The 20,236-nt window shown below is 69.4% G+C and carries 10 protein-coding genes; 5 read left to right on the top strand and 5 right to left on the bottom strand.

Translation table 11 applies throughout. From position 1 onward, the window contains the following. Positions 1-67: 67 nt before the first annotated feature. Both IE302_RS05265 and IE302_RS05270 read right to left on the bottom strand, forming a co-directional pair. Positions 68-928 carry an NAD(P)-dependent oxidoreductase gene (locus IE302_RS05265; RefSeq protein WP_191252253.1) on the bottom strand — a complete coding sequence of 287 codons (861 nt, stop codon included), beginning with the start codon at positions 926-928 and terminating at the stop codon, positions 68-70. A gap of 10 nt (positions 929-938) precedes the next feature. Continuing rightward, positions 939-1,841: an NAD(P)-dependent oxidoreductase gene (locus tag IE302_RS05270; protein ID WP_444541933.1), complete on the bottom strand. Its 903-nt coding sequence runs from the start codon at positions 1,839-1,841 to the stop codon at positions 939-941. 77 nt (positions 1,842-1,918) lie between these two features. On the opposite strand from IE302_RS05270, the gene IE302_RS05275 reads away from it, so the two are divergent. From IE302_RS05275 to IE302_RS05290, 4 genes are all read left to right on the top strand, one after another. Further along, positions 1,919-5,107, top strand: a complete 3,189-nt coding sequence (locus IE302_RS05275) for an AfsR/SARP family transcriptional regulator (RefSeq protein WP_191252257.1) — start codon at positions 1,919-1,921, stop codon at positions 5,105-5,107. Positions 5,108-5,254: 147 nt separating this feature from the next. Then, complete coding sequence (locus tag IE302_RS05280) at positions 5,255-7,834, top strand: FtsX-like permease family protein (RefSeq protein WP_191252259.1); 2,580 nt, start codon at positions 5,255-5,257, stop codon at positions 7,832-7,834. After that, on the top strand, positions 7,827-8,519 hold the full coding sequence (locus IE302_RS05285; protein ID WP_191252261.1) for an ABC transporter ATP-binding protein: 693 nt from the start codon (positions 7,827-7,829) through the stop codon (positions 8,517-8,519). Before IE302_RS05280 ends, IE302_RS05285 begins: the two co-directional genes overlap by 8 nt. Next, a complete protein-coding gene (locus IE302_RS05290) occupies positions 8,519-9,181 on the top strand; it encodes an ABC transporter ATP-binding protein (RefSeq protein WP_191252263.1) in 663 nt (220 codons plus the stop codon). The genes IE302_RS05285 and IE302_RS05290 overlap by 1 nt, the downstream gene beginning before the upstream one ends. An 81-nt stretch (positions 9,182-9,262) precedes the next feature. On the opposite strand, the gene IE302_RS05295 is transcribed toward IE302_RS05290, so the two are convergent. Next, positions 9,263-10,906, bottom strand: coding sequence for a tannase/feruloyl esterase family alpha/beta hydrolase (locus IE302_RS05295; protein ID WP_229907604.1), 1,644 nt, complete (start codon positions 10,904-10,906; stop codon positions 9,263-9,265). A 239-nt stretch (positions 10,907-11,145) separates the two neighbouring features. Here IE302_RS05295 and IE302_RS05300 point away from each other — a divergent pair, with 239 nt between their 5' ends. Continuing rightward, entirely contained in the window at positions 11,146-15,438 is a 4,293-nt protein-coding gene (locus tag IE302_RS05300; protein ID WP_191252265.1) for a GH92 family glycosyl hydrolase, read from the top strand. Between the two features lie 356 nt (positions 15,439-15,794). Here the strand turns inward: IE302_RS05300 and IE302_RS05305 are convergent, their stop codons facing one another. Next, positions 15,795-17,210 carry an MFS transporter gene (locus IE302_RS05305; RefSeq protein WP_191252267.1) on the bottom strand — a complete coding sequence of 472 codons (1,416 nt, stop codon included), beginning with the start codon at positions 17,208-17,210 and terminating at the stop codon, positions 15,795-15,797. A 179-nt stretch (positions 17,211-17,389) separates the two neighbouring features. Then, positions 17,390-20,125 (bottom strand): M36 family metallopeptidase, encoded by a 2,736-nt coding sequence (locus tag IE302_RS05310; RefSeq protein ID WP_191252269.1) that lies wholly within the window; start codon positions 20,123-20,125, stop codon positions 17,390-17,392. Positions 20,126-20,236: the final 111 nt, after the last annotated feature.

Here is a 20,236-nt window from a genome sequence, read left to right on the forward strand (position 1 = left end):
TTGCGAAAGGGGCTTCCACAACGCTGAAGGTTGTGAAAGCCCCGTTCGCAACATAAGAGCCGCGTGACTACTTGCGGTCCGCCTTGATGACCTCGAAGAGGCTGGTCCACGAGCTGCGCCCGTGTCCGGCGGCGATCGCCCGGTCGTAGTGCGACTTGACCGCCTCCGGCAGCACCACGTCGATCCCGGCGTCCCGGCTCGCCTGCACGATGTGGTCGGCGGTCGCGCCCATCATCGTCACGTTGGCGTCGTCGCCGGGGTGGTCGCCCTTCTCGATCTGCTCGGCCGCGGCCTCCAGGTAGAAGTCCATCATCTTGAAGTTGTCCTTGGCGTACGGGACGAACTTCTGCAGGGAAACCCCGGCCGAACTCACCAGCGCGCTCGCGTGCATGAACACCGAAAGCGAGTTGAGGAAGATGTCCAGCTGTGCCTGGTAGAACAGCTGCGCCAGCCGGACGTCCTCACCGAGGAAGTCCGCCCGCCCGATCAGCGCCAGAGTCTCGCGGTGCTTCTCGAACACGTCGGCGGGTCCGCTGTAAAAGACGTACGCCTCGTCCTTGCCCACCAGTTCGGCCGGCACCATCACGCCGCCGGCGATGAACTTCGCGCCACGGGCCTCGACCCATTCGGCGGCTTCGCGGGTCTTCTCCGGGGTGTCCGAGCTGAGGTTGACGATCACCCTGCCCGCCAACACATCTTCGGCCTTGCCGAGGATGTCGTACATCGCCGCGTAATCGGTGAGGCTCAGCAGCACCAGTTCCGAGGCCGCCACCGCGTCCGCCGGGGTCTCGACGCGCACGGCACCAGCGGCGACGACGCCGTCCGCACGGCTCGCGGTGCGGTTCCAGACCGTCACGCCGTGGCCGTTCTCCAGGAGTACGCGGACCATGGACTGTCCCATCGGGCCGAGCCCGATCAGTGTGATCATTGCTTTTTCCTTACTTCTTGAGGATTTCGATGACGCCGACGAGGTCTTCGGCGCCGTGTCCGGCGGCGACCCGCCGGTCCATCAGTGACTGCAACGGGGCGAGCAGTTCGGCGCTGACGCCTTGTTCCGCCGCCGCCTTCGCGAGGTTCGGGAAGGCGGCGGCCTGCATCGCGATGTTCGACACGACGTCGTTCGTGTAGTCGCCGCTGTCGATCTGTTCGGCCGAGCGGTCCAGGAAGCCGTTCATCGCCTCCATCCAGCCGCGAAGCAGCGGAGCGAACTCACTCGCCTTGACCCCGGCCGAACCGACCAGGGTGTACGCCTGGATGACGCCGATGAAGTTCCCGTACATCCCGCTGAGCAACGCGAGGTCGTACAGAGGTGCCAGGCCGGGGTCCGCGCCGAGGTAGTTGACGCCGCCGAAGGTGTCGAGCGCCATCCGTGCCCGGCCCAGGACGCCGCCCGAGCCGCTGTAGAAGATGAACGCCGCCGGGGTGCCGATCATCGGCGGGACGGCCATGATGCCGCCGTCCAGGTAGTCCGCGCCCAGTTCCTCGGCCCAGGCGCCCATCTCCCGCGCCTGGCCGGGGGTGCCGTTGGTCAGGTTGATCAGCTGCCGTCCCGCGAGCCCGGCCGCGGCCGGGTCCAGGACCTCGTGCACCGAGTCGTAGTCGAGCAGGCAGGCGATCACGATCTCGTTCGCCGCGAGAGCTTCGGTCACGGTCGACGCGACCGTGGCTCCCTTCGCCGCCACGCCCTCGGCGCGGCTCGCGGTCCGGTTCCACGCGGTGACCGGATGCCCCGCGGCCAGTAGTGCCTCCACGAGCGCGGTTCCCATCGCGCCCAGCCCCAGTACCGTCACCGGGGTCTTGCCGTGTTCGCTCATGGGACCACCGTGACGCCGCTCGCGCACGGATCGCTGCGGATCCGCGCACGGCCTCGCGCACGGTGCGCACGAACTTGTCGGTGCTCCGCGCTAACGTCGGTTTCGTGCGTTTCGGAGTGCTGGGGCCGCTCGCCGCGTGGACGACCGCGGGCGAGCCCGTCGTCGTGCCCGAGGCGAAGGTCCGTCTCCTGCTCGCCGGGCTGCTGAGCCGGGAGGGCAGGGCGGCGTCGGTGTCGTCGCTGACCGACGATCTGTGGGGCGAGCATCCTCCGGGCAATCCGGGCAACACCCTGCAGACCAAGGTCTCCCAGCTGCGCCGCGCGCTCGATCGGGCCGAGCCGGGCGCGCGGGAGATCGTGACGCATCATCCCGCCGGGTACGTCCTCGCCGTCGAACCCGGAGACCTGGACGTCCACCGGTTCCGCGCGCTCACCGCGCGTGCCCGCGACGCCGTCGATCCGCGTGCCCGCGCCGCGCTGCTGGCGGACGCGCTGGCGTTGTGGCGAGGGCCCGCGTACGCCGGGTTCGAGGACGAGCCCTTCGCCGTGGCCGCCGCGCAGCGGCTGGAGGAGGAAAGGCTCCTCGCCGAGGAGGAGCGAGCCGAAGCGCGGCTCGCGCTCGGCGAGCACGGCGTTCTCACCGGGGAGCTGGCCGGTCTGGTCTCGCGGCATCCGCTGCGTGAGCGGCTCCGCGGCCTGCTGATGCGTGCGCTGTATGCCGCCGGGCGGCACAGCGAAGCGCTCGAAACGTACGCCGAGCTGCGGTCCCGGCTGCGTGACGAGTCCGGTCTCGAACCGGGGCCGGACCTCGCGGCCCTGCACCAGGCGGTGCTCACCCGGAGCCCGGATCTCGAACCCGTCCGGGCCGCTGAGCCGATGCGCGGGAATCTGCCGGAGTCGTTGACGGAGTTGATCGGCCGCACGACCGCGGTCAAAGAGGTCGGCGCGCTCGTCACCGACGCCCGGCTGGTCAGCCTCACCGGTCCCGGCGGGGTGGGCAAGACCAGGCTCGCCATCGAGGCCGCGTCGAAGGTCGCGATGGCCGATGGCACGTGGCTGGTCGAGCTGGCGGGCTTGGACAACGTCGAGTGCCCGACGTGCCCGCCCGAGGATCTGGTCGCCGTCGTCCTGACCGCGGTGCTGGACCTCCGGGAAGAGGCCACCTCGGCGAAGACGGTGACGCAGTCGCTGGCAGACGCGCTGCGGGACAAGGAGATCCTGCTCGTCCTGGACAACTGCGAGCAGGTCGTCGAACCGGTCGCGGCGCTGGTGGAGCGGCTCTTGGCGGCGGCTCCCCGCCTGCGCGTGCTCACCACCAGCCAGGAACCGCTCGGCCTGCCCGGGGAGCACGTCTGGGCGGTCCCGCCGCTCGAACTGCCCGAGGACGCGAATTTCGCCGCCGTCCGGGAGTCGAGCGCGGTCCGGCTCTTCGCCGCCCGGGCCGCGGCGGCCGCTCCGGGATTCGCGCTCGACGCGGACAACGCGGCCGTGATCGCCCGGATCTGCCGCACGCTCGACGGGATCCCGCTGGCACTCGAACTCGCCGCCACCCGGGTCCGGACGCTCGGCGTGCACGAACTCTTGGCCCGTCTCGACGACAGGTTCGGCCTCCTGTCTTCGGGCAGGCGTGGCGGTCCTCGCCGTCAGCAGACCCTTCGCGCGATGATCGACTGGAGCTGGAGCCTGCTCAGCGAGCCTGAGCAGATCGTGCTGCGCAGGCTCGCCGTCCACGCCGAAGGCTGCGGGCTCGACGCGGCCGAGTCGGTCTGCGCGGGCGGCGAGATCGCCGCGGCCGACGTCCTGGACCTGCTGTCCAGGCTTGTCGACCGGTCGCTCGTGGTCAGCAGGCCGGGCAGGTCGGGTGAACCGCGGTTCCGGCTGCTGGAGTCCGTTTCGGCGTACGCCCTGGAACACGCCGAGCAGGCGGGCGAACTCGACGACCTGCACCTGCGGCACGCCCGTTTCCACGTCGAACTGGCCGAACGGGGCGACGCCGGGCTGCGCGGCAAGGAACAGCGGCGCTGGCTCGACAGGCTCGACGCGGAGGGGGCCAACACCCGGCGCGCGCTGGAAACGCTGCTGCGGCAAGGCGAACACCGGCTCGCGTTGCGGCTGGTGAACGCGACGACGTGGTTCTGGTTCCTTCGTGGAAGGCTCACCGAGGCCCGGCGCTCACTCAACCTCGTGCTCGACACCGAGATCACCAGCGGAGACGAATACGCGCAGGCCCTCGGCTGGTGCACCGGCATCGCCGTACTCGACGGCACCTGCACCGAGGGCACGGACGAAGACGTCATATGGGGCATCGTCGATCCCGTGGCACGGGCCAGGACGCTGTGGTTCCTCGGCTACGCGTGGTCCACGATCGGCGATCTGTGCCGCGCGGAAAAGCTCACGCTCGGCGCGCTGGAAACCGCCAGGAACATCGGCGACGACTGGAGCGCGGCCGCCGCGCTGAGCGACAGGGCGAGCCACCTGATCGCCGGCGGCGACCTCACCGGCGGTGGGCGGATCGCCGCCCAGAGTGCCGGGATCTTCGACGGGCTGGGCGAGCGCTGGGGCTGGCTGCAGGCGTCGTTCGTGCTCGGCATGCTGGCCTCGATCGCCGGGGACTACGACCATGCCGCCCGCGTCCACCGGGAAAGTCTTCGCCGCGCGGAAGAGCTGGAACTCTGGCCGGAGGTCGCTTACAAGCTGTCCTGGCTCGGCCGGACGGCGCTGCTCACCGGCGACTTCGCGGGCGCTGAGGAGTTCCACGAGCGGGCAAGGGCGTTGGCCGTCGAGCACAGCTTCAAACCCGGTGAGGTCTACGCCGAAACCGGGCTGGCGCTCGGCGAGCGACGGCAAGGGAGGTTCGAGGAAGCGGAGCGGCGGCTGCTGTCCATCCTGGACTGGCATCGCCGGGTGGAATCCGAAGCGGGCAGCACCCTGGTCCTCGCCGAACTCGGGTTCATCGCCGAGCAGCGCGGGGACGCGGCGGAGGCGAAGCGGCTGCATCTGAACGGCCTCGCCGTCGCGCGGCACAGCGAGGATCCCCGCGCCATCGCGCTCGGGCTGGAAGGCCTGGCCGGCGCGGAGGCGGCCGCCGGCTCGTATCGCCTCGCCGCGCGGTTGCTGGGCGCCGCGGCGGCTTCCCGGGAATCGGCGGGCGCTCCCCTGGCGAAGGGGGAACGCGGCGACGTCGACAGGATCACCGGCGGCATCATCGAGGCCCTCGGAGAAAACGCATTCTCCGAGGAGAGCGCCACCGGAGCGGCGACACCGATCGATCATTTGGTGACCGACAGTCAATAAGCAGGCACCCGGCTCACCACAATGGACCATGCCTTACTTCACGTCGGCAACAAACAGTGATTTCTTTCTGTCGCAGAGCCGCCCTGACCGGTAGCGTGCGTAGCCATGCGGGTGAGGTGGGGGGCTCCCGGCGGGCCCAGGGTGACAATGCCGTGGCGAGCGGCTCCGCGGGCGGCACTGACCAGCCCTTTGACGTTGATCATCGCCGCGGTGACGGCGTTGCTGGCCTGTTTCCTCGGCACCGCCGCCGTCCTGCAGGCCTCGGCCGCGGGCGGCGCGGCCGTCCAGTACCAGTCCGGCCTCGCGTGCCCGGACTACTACGGACCTGTCTTCAGCAAGGACAACGTCCCGGCCGCGGTCGCTCCGCAGGTCATCGACTCGGTCCGCAGGTACGCTCCGGCGCACGGTTTCGCCCAGCCGGTCACCTCCCGCTACACGCCTTATCTCTTGGGCACCGAGTTCAACGGCGATCCCAACTACAAGGTCACCATCGCCCATCGGGACCAGGCGGTTCAAGGCCACCTCGACCTCGTGGACGGGACAGCCGCCGCCGGCGGGCTTCTGCTGGGCACCGTCGTGGCCAAGGCGGAGGGAATCAAAACCGGGACGGTCCCGAAGCTTCGAGGCGCTCCGTTCCCTCCGGTGACCGGGCTGTACCGCGACCTCTCCGACCCGGCGCCGCGCTGGTGGTGCTCGCAGCAGCGGAACGCCGTCGTCAGCAGGCTCGCCAACGACCCGCTCGACTCGGTCATGTTCGCTACGGACGGGAAGACGTTCGACGACGCGATCCGCACCTTGGGTGTCCCGGCGATCGCCACGCTGCACATGGCTTTCTACGAGACCCCGCCCAAGACCATCAGCGAGGCTGAGGACCTGCTGGAACGGTCCAAGGCGCTCATCGCCGACGTCAAGGCGGATCTGGGCGCCCGCGGTCTCGGTGACGCGGTCATCGGGTCGCTGCCGTTCGAGCGCTCGGTGGAGATCAGCAACCAGGCCGAATCGAACGTCCTGATCTCGATCCTGCCGCTCGCGGCCATCAGCATCCTGGTCGGCTGCGCCGGGATCGGCACGGTCGCCTTGCAGTGGTACCAGCGACGTCACCCACAGCTGAGGCTGCTGTCCGCGCGCGGCAGCGGGCCGGGAGCGCTGGGGCTGCTCGCCGTGGCCGAACTCGGGCTGCCCATCGTCGTCGGCGGAGCGTCGGGCGCGATACTCGCGCGGCTGTTGCTCGGTGTCTACGGACCACCGGGTGAGCTGGCCGACGGGGCGTTGCTGGCGGGTTCGCTCGTCGCGGCCGTGATCCTGCTCATTTCGCTCGCGCTGCTGGCCGGCGTGATCGCCTTCCGCAGCCATCGGGAGTTCGAACTCGGCAGGGTCCGGTCCGGGCGCCGCAAGGGAATGAAGCTGCTGGCGATCTTCCCGTGGGAACTGGTGACCGCCGGCGTCGCCCTGCTCGGCTGGACCCGGCTCGTCGACTACGGCAAGGGGTCCCGGCTCGGCAACCCGCTCCCCCAGGTCGACCCGCTCGCGCTCACCTATCCGGTGTTCGTCGTGCTCACCGTCGGCCTCCTCGCCGCGCGGCTGGCCTGGCTCGCGTTGCTCGCGTCGCATCGCGCGCGGCTGTGGTCCCGGCCCGCGCTGCAACTGGCGATCCGGCGGCTGGCCAGCGCCCGCGCGCCGGTCACCGGTGTGCTCGTGATCGGCACGCTGGCCATCGGCACCCTGGCGACCGGGATCGGCATCGCCCGCGGCCAGGAGGACGCACTGCAGACGAAGTCGGCCATCTTCGTCGGGGCCGAGACCCGGGTCGACACCGAAAGCGTCGTCGGCACCGGGAAGGTCCAGTTGCCCGCCGGGATCAGCGGTAACACCACGATCGTCGGCGAGCTGACCGGTACCGGCAATGTCGTGCTGGTCGTGGATCCGCAGACCTTCCGGCGTGCCGCCGCGCTCGGCCCGCTCGACGGCGCCGACGTCGACCGGTTGCTGGGCACCCTGTCAAGCCCCGGCCCTGGTATCCCGGCGATCCGGATCGGGAACGACGCCAAGCAGAAACCCGCGCTGGCCGCCGGTCTCCCCGAGGCCAGGACGATCGGCGAGATGCCGATGTTCCCGATCATCGGCACCAAGGCCGGGTACGTGATCTCGCGGGAATCGCTCAGTCCCGCGCAACTGCGCGCGGTACCCAAGTGGAGCGTGCTGTCCGGCTCGTCGATGACGCAGGTGACCGAGGCGCTCGCGTCCGTGGGGGTGGCGACGGCGGTCAACCGCGTCACCCGTGAGTCCGCGCTCGACGCGCTCCCGTTCTACGTCGTGTCCTGGACGTTCTCGTTCATGGCGCTGCTCGGCGCCGTGCTCGGGGTGGTGGCGGTGCTGTCGCTGCTGGTCGCGGTCGAAGTCCGCCGTCGGCAGAACGCGCTGGCGGGCGCGCTGGTCCTGCGAATGGGGATGCGGCCGCGGGCTCTGCTGGCGAGTCACCTGATGGAGCTGGGTGCGCTCAGCGGGCTCGCGGTGGTCATCGGTGTCGCCTGCGGGATCTCGGTCGCGGGTCTTTCGGTGCCGCGCTTCGACCCGGCGACGTTCCTGGCGCCGAGATCGGCGCTGCCCAACCCGACCCCGCTCGCCCTGACCGTGCTGGCCGTCGGCGTGCTCGTCGTGGCGCTGGCGGGCTGGATCGCGATGCGCTCGGTGCGCACCGCCCGGACCGCGGAGTTGATCCGTGCCTGAGAAACCCATCTTCCGGCTGCGCGGGATCGGCGTCGACTACCAGACGCCGGCGGGCACGGTCACCGGCGTCGACGACGTCACCATCGACATCCCGGCGCGCGGGATCACCGTGCTGGCGGGGCCGTCCGGTTCCGGCAAGTCCACGCTGCTGCGGACGCTCGGCCTGTTCGAGCAGCCCGTACGGGGCACGATCTCCTTCCAGGGAACGGAAACCGGCGAGCTGCGGCATCGCGACCGGCGGGCGCTGCGGCGGACCCACCTCGGCCTGGTGTTCCAGAACCCGACCGACAACCTGCTCGGGTACCTGAGTGTCGCCGACAATCTCCGCGCGGCGGCGGAATCGGCCGGGACGGAATGCCTTCCCGACGACATCCTCGATCAACTGGGGCTGGGCGGGACGGGCGCCTGGCGGATCTCCGCGTTGTCGGGCGGGCAGCAGCAGCGCCTCGCGTTCGGCTGCACCCTGGCGCGCCGCTCGACCGTCGTCCTCGCCGACGAGCCGACGTCCCAATTGGACGAAGGATCGGCCGACCGTGTTCTCGACACCTTGAAGTACTTGGCGGATCAGGATTTCGCCGTCATCGTGGCCTCACACGACGATCGGCTCATCGAACTCGGCACCCGGGTCGCGCGGATGCACAAAGGCAGGCTCGAAAGAGTCGAAGAACGGGAGGTCGTGCCGTGATGGCGGAACCCGCCCTCGAGGCCGTCGGGCTGCGCCGCCGGTTCCCCCATCCCAGCGGGGACGTCGAAGTCCTGCGCGGGCTCGAACTGCGCGTGGGCGCGGGGGAACTGGTGACCGTGTCCGGCCGGTCCGGTTCCGGCAAGAGCGCGCTGCTGGCACTGCTGTGCGGTTTCGACTCCCCCGATTCCGGGAGTGTCCTGCTGGACGGCGTCCCGATAGCGGGCGCCCCGGCGTGGCACACGTGCGCCGTCCTGCCGCAGGCGCTCGGTCTCGCGAACGAACTGACGATCGCGGAGAACGTGGCGCTGCCGTTGCGGCTGCGTTCCGACGTGCCCAAGCCCAGCTCGAAGGACATCCACGCGCGGGTCTCGGAACTGCTGGAGGAACTCGGGATCGGCGACCTCGGCGACCGCTATCCGCTCGAAGTCTCGTTCGGGCAGCAGCAGCGGGTCGCGCTCGCCAGGGCGGTCAGCGGGCGGCCCCGGGTCCTGCTCACCGACGAGCCGACGGCGCATCTGGACGCCGGGAGCACGCCGCGGGTGCTGCGGCTGTTGCGGCGCTGTGCCGAGGAGGGCGCCGCGGTCATCGTGGCGACGCACGACGACGAGGTGCACCGGATCGCGGACCGGCGGGTGCGGCTGCTGGACGGCGTTCTTTCCTGACCGGCTCCCCGCGCAATGAAGGGGCCTTTCATAGCAAATTTTGCTATGAAAGGCCCCTTCATTGCAGTTGGCGTGGCGCCTCTAGGGAGCGACGGGGCCGGCCTTGTCGTACAGACCGTTCCCCGCCCAGTTCACTAGATCCTGCGAAGGCCGCGAAGGCGGAACAGGCACGAAGTTCGCCGCGTCGTCGACGCTTCCGGTGCCGTCGTACTTCGCCTGCAACGGGTACGGGAACACCGGACGGGTACGGAAGACCTTGCCGTCGGCGTCGCGGCCGGTGGCGATCGTCCGGTCCGGTGCGTTTCCGCGTTCGACCCAGGAGACCAGTTCCTTCAGCGGGTCGTACTCGGTGAGCTTGTCGCCGGTGGCGCAGTGGTAGAGACCAGGCACCATGAACAGCCGCGCCCAGCCCTGCGTCGCGGCGAGACCGCCGTTGACGCGGGTGAGGCGCTGGTAGTAGTCGAGCGTGCCCGCGGCGGGGATCGCCTGGTCCGCCCAGCCGTGCCAGATCACGAGCTTCCCGCCCGCACGCCGGAATTCACGCAGGTCGGTCGACATCGCGTTGGAGCGGATGCCTTCCGGGGTCAGCCGGTCGAATTCCCGCGCGGTGAAGGTGAACTTGTCGACCGACGAATGCGGTGTCCCGATCGGGTAGGCCATGTACCTCAGGTAGTTGTCGGCGAGTCCGTACGCGGCGGAGACCCCGCCGAACTCGGGCGCCGGGATGGTCCAGCCGTACCAGGACAGTTCGGAGCCGACGGTCTGGCCGCCCGGGTAGAGCTTGCGGCCGCGCTCGTCGGTCGGCGGCGCGTAGATCTTCTTGGTGGCCTCGACCTGGGCCGCGGTGAGACAGCCTGCGTTGTCGGTGCCCGCCGGGCAGGCGAGCGTGGCCGGGTCGAAGCGGCAGGTGCGCGGGTCGTCGATGGCGCCGTCGCCGAGTCCGTCGGCCTTGTCGCAAGAGGACAGTGCGGCGGCGTGCAGCGCCGGGAGCTTGTCCGCGGTAAGGATCGGCTTACCGTCGGCGCCGGTGTTCACCTTGGCGAGCCAGGTCTGATAGACGCCGAGCAGTGGGTCCCAGTAGCCGGCGGGCGCGCCGGCCACGATGCCGTCGAAGTCGTGCGGGTAGCGCTGCGCCAGCAGCAGTGCCTCGCGGCCGCCGTCGGAGCAGCCGCTGAAGTAGGAATTCCGCGGCGGAGCGCCGTAGAACGCCGTGATCAGGCGTTTCGACGCCTTCGAGACCACGTGTGGTGCCCGGAAGGCGAAGTCGTCGCGGGCGGCCTGGTTGTTCTCGGCCCACTTGCCGTCGTCGAAGACGTTCGGTGTGGTGCCGACGTGGCCGTCGTCGGTGGCCGCGACCGCGACGTCGCCACCGTGCGGCAGGCCGCAGTCGGCGAACGGCGGGGTCGTGACGCTGCCGCAGAACCCGCCGCAGCCGAACTGCAGATAGCGGCCCGCGTAGGTCTTGGTCGGCAGCCGTAGCTGGAACTGCACCGCGGGTTCGACGTAACCCCGGACATCGCAGTTCTCCGGTTCGGTCGCCGTCGCCGGCACCACGGTCGCGGTCTTGACATGGGTGACCGCGCCGGGCAGATCGTAGGTCCGCACCAGGTCGGCGCAGGTGCGCACCGGGCGGAAGGTCGTTTCGCCGGCGGTGGCCGCCGGCGCCGTGAATATCGAGCCTGCCGTGATGAGCGCCGCCACGCCGAGCATGGACAACCGCCGCATTTCCCCACCCCAGTTCCCCGGATCGCTCTTGATTGGCTCATTCACCCTGGCCCGGCCGCTGTGCGTTGTCCACCGTGTTTCGGCAGGGCTCGCAGGGGCATCCGGGTTGTCCAGTTCGGGCCAGGTTTGTCCGAGTGTCTTGACATCGATGTCACACCCGAGTTCTTCTCTCTGGGCGCCCCCGGTCCCCTGCCTGTGCGGCGCCCAGCATGCCCCCGCGAGAAAGCATTGGTGCAACGATGCCCCGAAGCGTCAGACCAGTGGTCTGCACCCTCCTGAGCGCCACGGTCGTGGCATCCGCGCTGGTAGCCCTCCCGGCCGCCGCCGCGGCCGAAGAGGCTCCGCCGGACTTCTACTCCTCTTTCGAACAAGGCGAACCGCAGCCGACGTGGAGCGACACCGTCGACGTCGACCCGTCGGGCAAGCCGAAGGCCTTCGGTGTCGACGGCGCGAACGCCACCACCATCCCCGGTGACATCCGCGGCAAGGTCACCGAGACCTCCGCCAACAGCGAGAACACCCCGAACGAGGGGGTGTCGAACCTGGTGGACGGCTCGACCGACACCAAGTGGCTCGCCTGGACCCCGACCGGCTGGGCGCAGGTCGCGCTGTCGGAGCCGACGTCGATCACGCGGTACGCGCTGTCCTCGGCGAACGACTTCGACAACCGCGACCCGCAGGATTGGACGCTGCAGGGTTCCGCCGACGGCCAGGCCTGGACCGATCTGGACAAGCAGACCGGCCAGAAGTTCTCGGACCGGTTCCAGTCCAAGGAGTACCGCCTGCCCGCGGCGAGTGCCGCGTTCAAGTTCTTCCGGTTGAACATCACGAAGAACAACGGCGGCGACATCATGCAGCTCTCGGAGCTGCTCCTGGCCAATGAGGACCCGGCCCCGCCGGCGCTGCCGAACATGCGCAGCTTCGCCGACAGCGGCCCCACGGGCGGCTACACGAACAAGAACCGCGTCGGGTTCACTGGCACGCGGGCGTTCCGCTACTCCGGCAGCCACCAGGCGCAGGGGCACGGCTGGTCGTACAACAAGATCTTCGACGTCGACATCCCAGTGGCGGCGACCTCGGAGCTGTCGTACAAGGTGCAGCCGGAGTTCATCCGCGGCGACCTGAAGTACCCGAGCACGAACGTCGCGGTGGACCTGGCGTTCACCGACGGCACCTACCTGAGCCAGCTCGGCGCGGTCGACCAGTACGGTTTCGGGCTTTCGCCGCAGGGCCAGGGCGCGAGCAAGGTGCTCTACACCAACCAGTGGAACCTGGTGCGCTCGCAGATCGGCGTGGTCGCGAAGGGCAAGACGATCGACCGGATCCTGGTCGGTTACGACAACCCGTCCGGCCCGGGTTCGCTGCAGGGCTGGCTGGACGACATCAAGGTCTCGGCGACGCCGACGCCGCCGGCGAGCCTGCGGCCGTCCGACAACGTGCTGACGACGCGCGGTTCGCTGTCGAACGGATCGTTCTCTCGGGGCAACAACATGCCGGCGACCGCGGTGCCGCACGGGTTCAACTTCTGGATCCCGACGACCGACGCGGGCACGTTGAGCTGGATGTACTCCTACCACTCGCGCAACAACGAGCAGAACCTCCCGGCGCTGCAGGCGTTCTCCGCGAGCCACGCGCCGAGCCCGTGGATGGCGGACCGGCAGACCTTCCAGTTCCTGCCCTCGACCGCGAGCGGCGTGCCGAACCCGGACCGTGAGGCGCGGAAGCTGCCGTTCAAGCACTCCAACGAGACTGCGCGGGCGCACTACTACGGCGTCGACTTCGAGAACGGGATCAAGACCGAGGTCGCGCCGACCGATCACGCGGCGTTGTACCGGTTCAAGTTCCCCGGTGCGGACTCGAACCTGATCTTCGACAACGTCAACAACAACGGCGGGCTCACCCTCGACCCCGCGGGCCGGGCCATCACCGGCTACAGCGACGTCAAGAGCGGGCTGTCCGCCGGTGCGACGCGGATGTTCGTCTACGCCACCTTCGACAAGCCGGTGACCGCCGGTTCGAAGCTGTCGACCGGTTCGGGTGACCAGAAGCGGGACAACGTCCTCGGTTACCTGAAGTTCGACGCGGGCGCCGACAAGACGGTGAACATGCGGATCGCGACCTCGCTGATCAGCGTCGATCAGGCGAAGAAGAACATGGAGCAGGAGCTCGCCCCGAACGCGTCGGTCGAGTCGGTGAGCGAGACCGCGGCGAAGGCCTGGGACGAGAAGCTCAAGGTCGTCGAGGTCGAGGGCGCGTCGAAGGATCAGCTGATCACGCTGTACTCCAACCTGTACCGCCTGTTCCTGTACCCGAACTCGGGCTTCGAGAACGTCGGCACTGCCGAGAAGCCGGTGAAGAAGTACGCGAGCCCGGTGTCGCCGAAGACGGGCCAGGACACCCCGACGCAGACCGGGGCGAAACTGGTCGACGGCGAGTTCTACGTCAACAACGGGTTCTGGGACACCTATCGCACGGTGTGGTCGGCGTATTCGCTGCTGAGCCCGGACACCACCGGCAAGCTGGTCGACGGTTTCGTCCAGCAGTACCGTGACGGCGGCTGGATCTCGCGCTGGTCCTCCCCCGGGTACGCGGATCTGATGACCGGGACGAGTTCGGACGCCGCCTTCGCGGACGCGTATCTCAAGGGTGTCAAGGGATTCGACGTCCAGTCGGCCTACGACTCGGCGGTCAAGAACGCCACCGTGACCCCGCCGAACGGCGCGGTCGGCCGGAAGGGCATCGACGAGGGCACGTTCCTCGGGTACGCGCCGAACACCGCGGACCACGGGTTCTCGTGGGCGATCGAGGGCTACGTCAACGACAACGCCATCGCGAACATGTCGAAGAAGCTCTACGACGAGGCACCGGCCAACGATCCGCGCAAGCAGGAGTACCTGGACAACTACGGGTACTTCACCGAGCGGGCCACGCAGTACGTGAACGTGTTCGACCCGAGTGTCGGCTTCTTCCAGGGCCGTGACGCGGCGGGCAAGTTCACCCGGGCCAAGGACAAGTTCGACCCGGAGGTGTGGGGTATCGACTACACCGAGACCAACGCGTGGGGCATGCGGTTCTCCGTCCCGCAGGACGGTCAGGGCCTGGCGAACCTGTTCGGCGGCAAGGCGGGGCTGGCGTCCAAATTGGACGAATTCTTCGCCACGCCCGAGACCGGGCTGAAGTTCGGCAGTTACGGCGGGATCATCCACGAGATGACCGAGGCGCGGGACGTCCGGATGGGCATGTACGCCCACTCGAACCAGGCCGCGCACCACACGCTCTACATGTACGACTACGCCGGTCAGCCGTCGAAGACGCAGGCGAAGGTCCGCGAGGCGCTGGCCAGGTTGTACGTCGGCAGCGAGCTCGGTCAGGGCTACGGCGGTGACGAGGACAACGGCGAGCAGTCGGCCTGGTGGCTGTTCGGCATGCTGGGCTTCTACCCGTTGCAGGTCGGCAGTTCGGACTACGCGATCGGCTCGCCGCTGTTCACCAAGGCGACCGTGAACCTGCCCGGCGGCAAGAAGATCGTGGTCAACGCGCCGAAGAACAGCGCGAAGAACGTCTACGTGCAGGGCCTGAAGGTGAATGGCAAGGCGCAGTCGTCGACGTCGCTGGCGCATTCGGCGATCGCCAACGGCGGAACGCTCGACTTCGACATGGGCCCGAACCCGTCGTCGTGGGGCACCGGCCCGAACGACGCGCCGAAGTCGATCACCAAGGGTGACGCGGTGCCGACGCCGGTGCACGACCTGACCAAGCCGGTCTCCGGCGCGGACGCCGGTTTCTTCGACAACACGTCGCGGACCGAGGCGAAGGTCAAGGCGCCGATCCAGTACCAGGTGCCTTCGACGAACGAGGCGGGTTCGTACTACACGCTGACTTCGGGCAAGGGCGCGGGCGACGCGAAGAGCTGGGTGCTGAAGGGTTCCTACGACGGGAAGACGTGGGCGGTCGCGGATCAGCGGACCGATCAGACCTTCCAGTGGCGCCAGCAGACCAAGCCGTTCAAGATCGCGAACCCGGCGCACTACGCCTACTACCGGCTCGAGGTCACCGCGACCACGGGCGGAGAGGCGTCGCTCTCGGAGTTCGAGGTGCTGGGCAAGCCGGACGCGGCGTGCACGCAGACCGTCACCGGCGAGCGCAAGGGCCCGCTGACCGTGCGGAGCGGGGTGACCTGTGTGGACGGTGCGACGGTGTCCGGTCCGGTTTCGGTGGCGGCGGGTGCGAGCCTGATCGTCCGCGGTGGATCGATCTCCGGTCCGCTGACGGCGACGGGCGTGGCGCAGATCGTGCTGGACCGGACGAAGGTGAACGGTCCGGTGGCGATCACCGGGGCGACCGGACCGGTCTCGATCGAACTGACCGAGATCGGCGGACCGGTGGCGTTGACGGGCAACAAGGGGCCGGTGCTGACTGCCAGCACGATCGGCGGACCTCTGGCTTGCGCCGCGAACTCCCCCGCTCCGACGGACTACGACCTGCAGAACACCGTCCGCGGCCCGGCCGCCGGGCAGTGCGCGAAGCTGTAGTCCTCCGGTTAGGACATGAAGGCCCCCTTCCTTGCGCCTGACGCAAGGAAGGGGGCCTTCATGTATCACCAGAGGTGTGTTTCGGCGGGTACAAGGACCGGGTACGGCCGAGCAGGCGACCCGTGTGTTGTGAAAGCCACTTTCGCAACCTTCAACGTTGCGAAAGTGGCTTTCACAACACACGGGGGACGTCGCCACTCATGTGACCCCCAAGGACCCCGAGGCGAAGAGGACTTTACGCGCGTGCGATGAGGGGAAAGCCCCTTCACCCCCGCCGGTCCGTGAAGGCCTCCTTGAGAGACCCAGAGTCCCTCAAGGAGGCCTTCACGGACTTGACACCGACAGGACACCCGCGTCTATTCGGGACGGCGGCCGCGGAGGATGCCGAACCCGACAAGCGCCGCGGACAGCAGGGTGAGTGCGAGCCCGGCGTAGGTGGTCGCTTCGAAGAAGTCGGCCGATTCCCGGGCCGCGGCCAGGGCGCCGGGGAAGACCAGCGCCAGGATGGTGCCGCTGAGCGCGATGCCGATCCCGGTGGTGACCTCGCCGGCGGTGTCGACGAGCGCGGCGCCGATGGTGGTCCGGCTGGACGGCAGGCCGCGCATCACGTTGGTGCCCGCCACGACACCGACCACCCGCATGCCCGCCGCGACGAGGGCGAGCGCGACGGCGATCCAGGCGTAGCCGAGCCTGCCGAACGCGGTGTAGAAGGCGAGCCCGCACACGACCGCGGCGGCGCTGAGCCACGCGGCCTTGTTGAGCCCGAGACGCTTCATCAGCGGGGCGACGAGCGCGCCGCCGGCGATCAGGATGACGACCTGGGGCAGCATCCCGATCGCGGCTTCGGCGGGGGCCCAGCCGAGGCCGAGCTGGAGATGCAGTGTCACGAGATAGCTGAGCCCGGCGGTCGCCAGCGCGGCCGCGGCCTTGAGCGCGAGACCGCTGGACACCAGCGGGCGGGCGACGAGTTTCAGGTCCAGCAAGGGATGCCGGGCGGTCTTCTGGCGAAGGACGAAGCCGGTTCCGGCGGCGAGTGCGGCGGCGGTGGCGGCCCAGGGCAGGGCCGCCGCGGCGCCTTCTTCGACGAAGAGGGTGGGGGCGAGCAGCGCGAGGACGATCGTCGCGGTTCCCAGGACTGCGCCCGCGCCGTCGATCGGGTCAGGGTGCAGGTCGGCGGGATCGTCGGCGGGGATGCCGATCCGGATGCCGAGGAACGCGAGGGCGGCGACCGGCACGTTCACCAGCAGCAAGGCCTGCCAGGGCGCGATGGCCAGCGCGAGCCCGCCGGCCGTGGGGCCGAGGGCGAGGCCGACCAGGCCCACGGTCGAGATGAGTGTGGTCGCGCGGACGCGCAGGACGTCCTCGTCGAACAGGCGGAACGCGAGGGCGAGCGAGCCCGGTGTCGTCATCGCCGCCGCGACCCCCATGAGGGCCCGGACGGCGATGAGCTGCCACGCGACGGTGACGAACGCCGTGGCCAGGCTCGCCACGGCGAGGAGCACGAGTCCGGTGAGCATGATCTTGCGCCTGCCCACGCGGTCGGCCAGCGCGCCGAAGGCCAGCATCAGGCCGCCGAACACGACGGCATAGACGCCGGTCACCCATTGCAGGGTGGTCGTCGAGGCGGCCAGTTCGCGGCCGATGGTCGGCAACGCGACGTTGAGGATCGAGTTGTCGAGCATCTCGAACAGGAAGACGGCCGAGAGACCGGCCAGCGCGGGCCAGGCTTCGATCAGGGACCGGGGTTTGTCGAGAGTGCGGGAACGCACCATGACACTCCTTCGAGGTGAAGGAGTGACGGATCGTTCGATACCGCGTATGCGCGTGCTCGGGAGAGGAGCACGTTTCTACCCCGATGTCTCGAGCGTACGACATCTCCGCCCGTGTGTCATGAAAGGGTCGTTCAGGACACTTTTCGTCCTGAACGGCCCTTTCATGACAGGTCAGCGGGTCAGGCGGGAGCGCCCCGGACCGCCAGCCTCTGCACGTCCATGTAGAGGCATCCGGCCGTGGTCGGCTGCGGCGAGCAGGTCAGGTCCGGATAGAACGACAGCTGGTTGGACGCGACGGTCAGGCGCACGAACCGCACACCGGTGGCGCTGCCCGGCGCGAGCTGGAGCGCGGTGAGCTTTTTCAGGTCGGCGGGTTTGAAGTCCCCGCTCCCCGCCTTCACCCAGTTCGTGCCGTCCACCGAGGTTTCGACGGTGACGTCCTTGGCCGCGGCGGGCGGGTCGTCGCCGCAGACGTTGGACGGGTCGATCTCGATGGCGCTGACGTTGACCGGTTTGCCCAGCTTGATCGTCACGAACCGCGTCTCGACCGTGCCGTCGGGGCGGACGACCTTGTCGGTCGACCAGCCGCCACCGCCGCCGAGCACCGATGACGTCGCCAGGTCACCGGGACCGCAGCCGTAGAGGGTGTAGTCGACGCCGTTGAACCCGGCGACCGCGGCACCGGCGGTGCCGGAGGCCCAGTTGAGCCGCAGCGACCAGTCGAGCTTGGTGGTACCCGAGCGCACCGAGACCGTGCGGGTCTCGCTGTCCGCGCCGCCTCCGGAGGCGTAGACCTTCGGATAGGTGCCCGGGACCACGCCGGGGATGCTGTAGCCGCCGGCGGCGTCGGTGACCGCGGACAGCGAGCCGCCGAACCCGGAGTCGTGTCCGCCGAACCGGACGGAGACGCCCGCGAGCGGGGTACCGCTGTCGCGGTCGGTGACCTTGCCGGACACGGTCCCGGTCGGGGTTCCCGCGGGCGGCGGGGTGGAGAAGTCCTCGGCCGGTTCGGTGTCGGCGCCGGTGATCGTCGCGGCGAAGTAGCCCATGCCGCGGGCGGCGAAGGCCTTCCACAGCTTGGCGTGCGCGCGGCCGCCGTTGATCACCGTGTCCGCCTGCAGGATCGCGTTCCGCATGTCCAGGAAGGACGGCGACGCGGGCGAAAGCTCCATCGCGCGGGTGACCAGTGCCCGTGTCAGCGGCACACCGAGCGCGGAGCGGACGTCCCACAGCGTGCTCGCCCAGATCTCGCCGTCGGCGTGGACCTCGGGGAAGCCGATGATCCGGCCGACGTCGCCGTAGGTGTAGCCGCCGGGGCCCGCGCCGGGCGTACCGGGGCACTGCGGCGCGGTGGCACCGACCGGGCAGTCCAGCGGCTGGGTCCGGGCGAGGGGCACGCCGTTGCTGACGTAGTCGCCGCCGAGGAGTTCGCCGGGTGCCGAAGTGTCCTTGATCGCGTTACGCCCGACGAGGTAGTCGAAGGCGTACCAGTCGCTCCACGCCTCGCCCATCGCGCCGGACTGGAAGGTGTTCAGCGTCGAATTGCCCTGCGCGTCGACGACGAGCCGGTTGGACAGGCCGTGGGTGTACTCGTGGTGGATGATCGTGGCGTCGTCGGCGGAGTTCGCTGCGAGGAACGGGTCGTTGGGGTCCCGGGGATCGTGGAACAGGAACATCCCCATCGTCGGTGCCTTGCCGTCCGGCGGGGTGCCCATGAACGCGTTGTCGTAGTAGCCCGGCGTCTCGGCGCCGAGCAGGGTGTGGACCTGGACGGCGTCGCCGTCGACCTTCTCGAAGTTGCCCGCCTCGCGGGTGAACCCGATCGGGAAGGAGGCCAGGTGGTCGTGGAAGCTCCCGACGTAGGCCAGCGCCTGCACGGCGTTCTGTTCCCGGTTCTTCGCCCACGAGCCCGGTGTCTTCGGGTCCCAGGAGCACGGCCTCGCCGCCGAACAGGGCGGGCCGACGACGGCGTTGAAGTCGGTGAACTTGTAGCGGTAGGTGCCGTCGGTGTTCGGCCCGATCTCTTCCTGTGGCTGGAACTTCTGGTCGCCGTTGACGTCGGCGGCGACGTGCGCGACGTTGCCGTCGAGGGTCTTGGCGTCGGCGGGCAGCCAGCCCTTCTGGGTCAGGTTGACCTGCTTCTGCGGGCCGGGCTGGGCCTCCCACGCGAGCCCTTTGGCGCCGTCGGCGTCGTTCGCGCGGCTGACCAGGTTCTTGCGGTAGAGCAGCTTGCCGGTCCCCGCGTCGGTCACTTCCTGGAACATCTTGTCCACGGCGGGTTTGGTCAGCGTGTACCAGGCGGGACGGATGCCGTCGGGGGTGAGGAACGCGACCCGCTCGGCGTCCGGGGCGGGTGCGGCCAAGGCACTCGCGCCGAGCGACTCGGGAAGGCCGCGCACGGGCGAGCCGTCCAGCTGGATCAGCCTGCCGTCCTTGGTGACGTGTGCCTTCAGCCCGTTGCCGAAGACCGTGACGCCGCCGACGGCCTGGGTGAAGGACAGGTGGTGCGTGCCTTCGACGTCGACGTAGTCCTTGCGCAGGGTCAGTTTCGCGGTGTCGCCGGCACTGAGCCCGACGAGTCCTTCCTGCTGCCGCAGGTAGTTCAGCACGATGTCGCGGGGCGACCGGGAACTCGGTCCGGTGAGGAACCCGTCGGTGCGGGCGAGGACGCGGGGTGTGCCGGTCAGCTCGTCGAAATCGAGTACGGCCTGGTTCCCGAGTTCCGCTCGCGCCTTGGCGACGGAGTTCGCCCGGGACGCTGAAAGCCGGTCTTGCGCGGCGAGAGGGTGCGGGCTGGTTCTCGCCGTGTCGCGGACATCGACGTCTTTCCCGGATCTGTCCGGTGTGGTGTGGACGGCGCCCGGTGCCGGTGCCGCGCCGGCTTGGGGCGCTGTGATCAGCGCTAATACTGTCATTGCGGTCACGGCGCACAACGAGGCACGCGAACGCGACGAACGTGACGTCACTCCAGACCCCTCTCTCGGTGGTGACGCAGACGTTCCCTTCGTACCGATACAGTCACTGTG

Origin of the sequence: Amycolatopsis oliviviridis, assembly GCF_014654365.1 — a bacterium.
Classification (GTDB): domain Bacteria; phylum Actinomycetota; class Actinomycetes; order Mycobacteriales; family Pseudonocardiaceae; genus Amycolatopsis; species Amycolatopsis oliviviridis.

Excerpts from the sequence above, each read along its gene's own strand:
- IE302_RS05295 (WP_229907604.1), bottom strand. The coding sequence starts at position 10,906 with ATGCGGCGGTTGTCCATGCTCGGCGTGGCGGCGCTCATCACGGCAGGC.
- IE302_RS05300 (WP_191252265.1), top strand. The coding sequence starts at position 11,146 with ATGCCCCGAAGCGTCAGACCAGTGGTCTGCACCCTCCTGAGCGCCACG.
- IE302_RS05280 (WP_191252259.1), top strand. The coding sequence starts at position 5,255 with ATGCCGTGGCGAGCGGCTCCGCGGGCGGCACTGACCAGCCCTTTGACG.
- IE302_RS05265 (WP_191252253.1), bottom strand. The coding sequence starts at position 928 with ATGATCACACTGATCGGGCTCGGCCCGATGGGACAGTCCATGGTCCGC.
- IE302_RS05305 (WP_191252267.1), bottom strand. The coding sequence starts at position 17,210 with ATGGTGCGTTCCCGCACTCTCGACAAACCCCGGTCCCTGATCGAAGCC.
- IE302_RS05290 (WP_191252263.1), top strand. The coding sequence starts at position 8,519 with ATGGCGGAACCCGCCCTCGAGGCCGTCGGGCTGCGCCGCCGGTTCCCC.
- IE302_RS05310 (WP_191252269.1), bottom strand. The coding sequence starts at position 20,125 with ATGACAGTATTAGCGCTGATCACAGCGCCCCAAGCCGGCGCGGCACCG.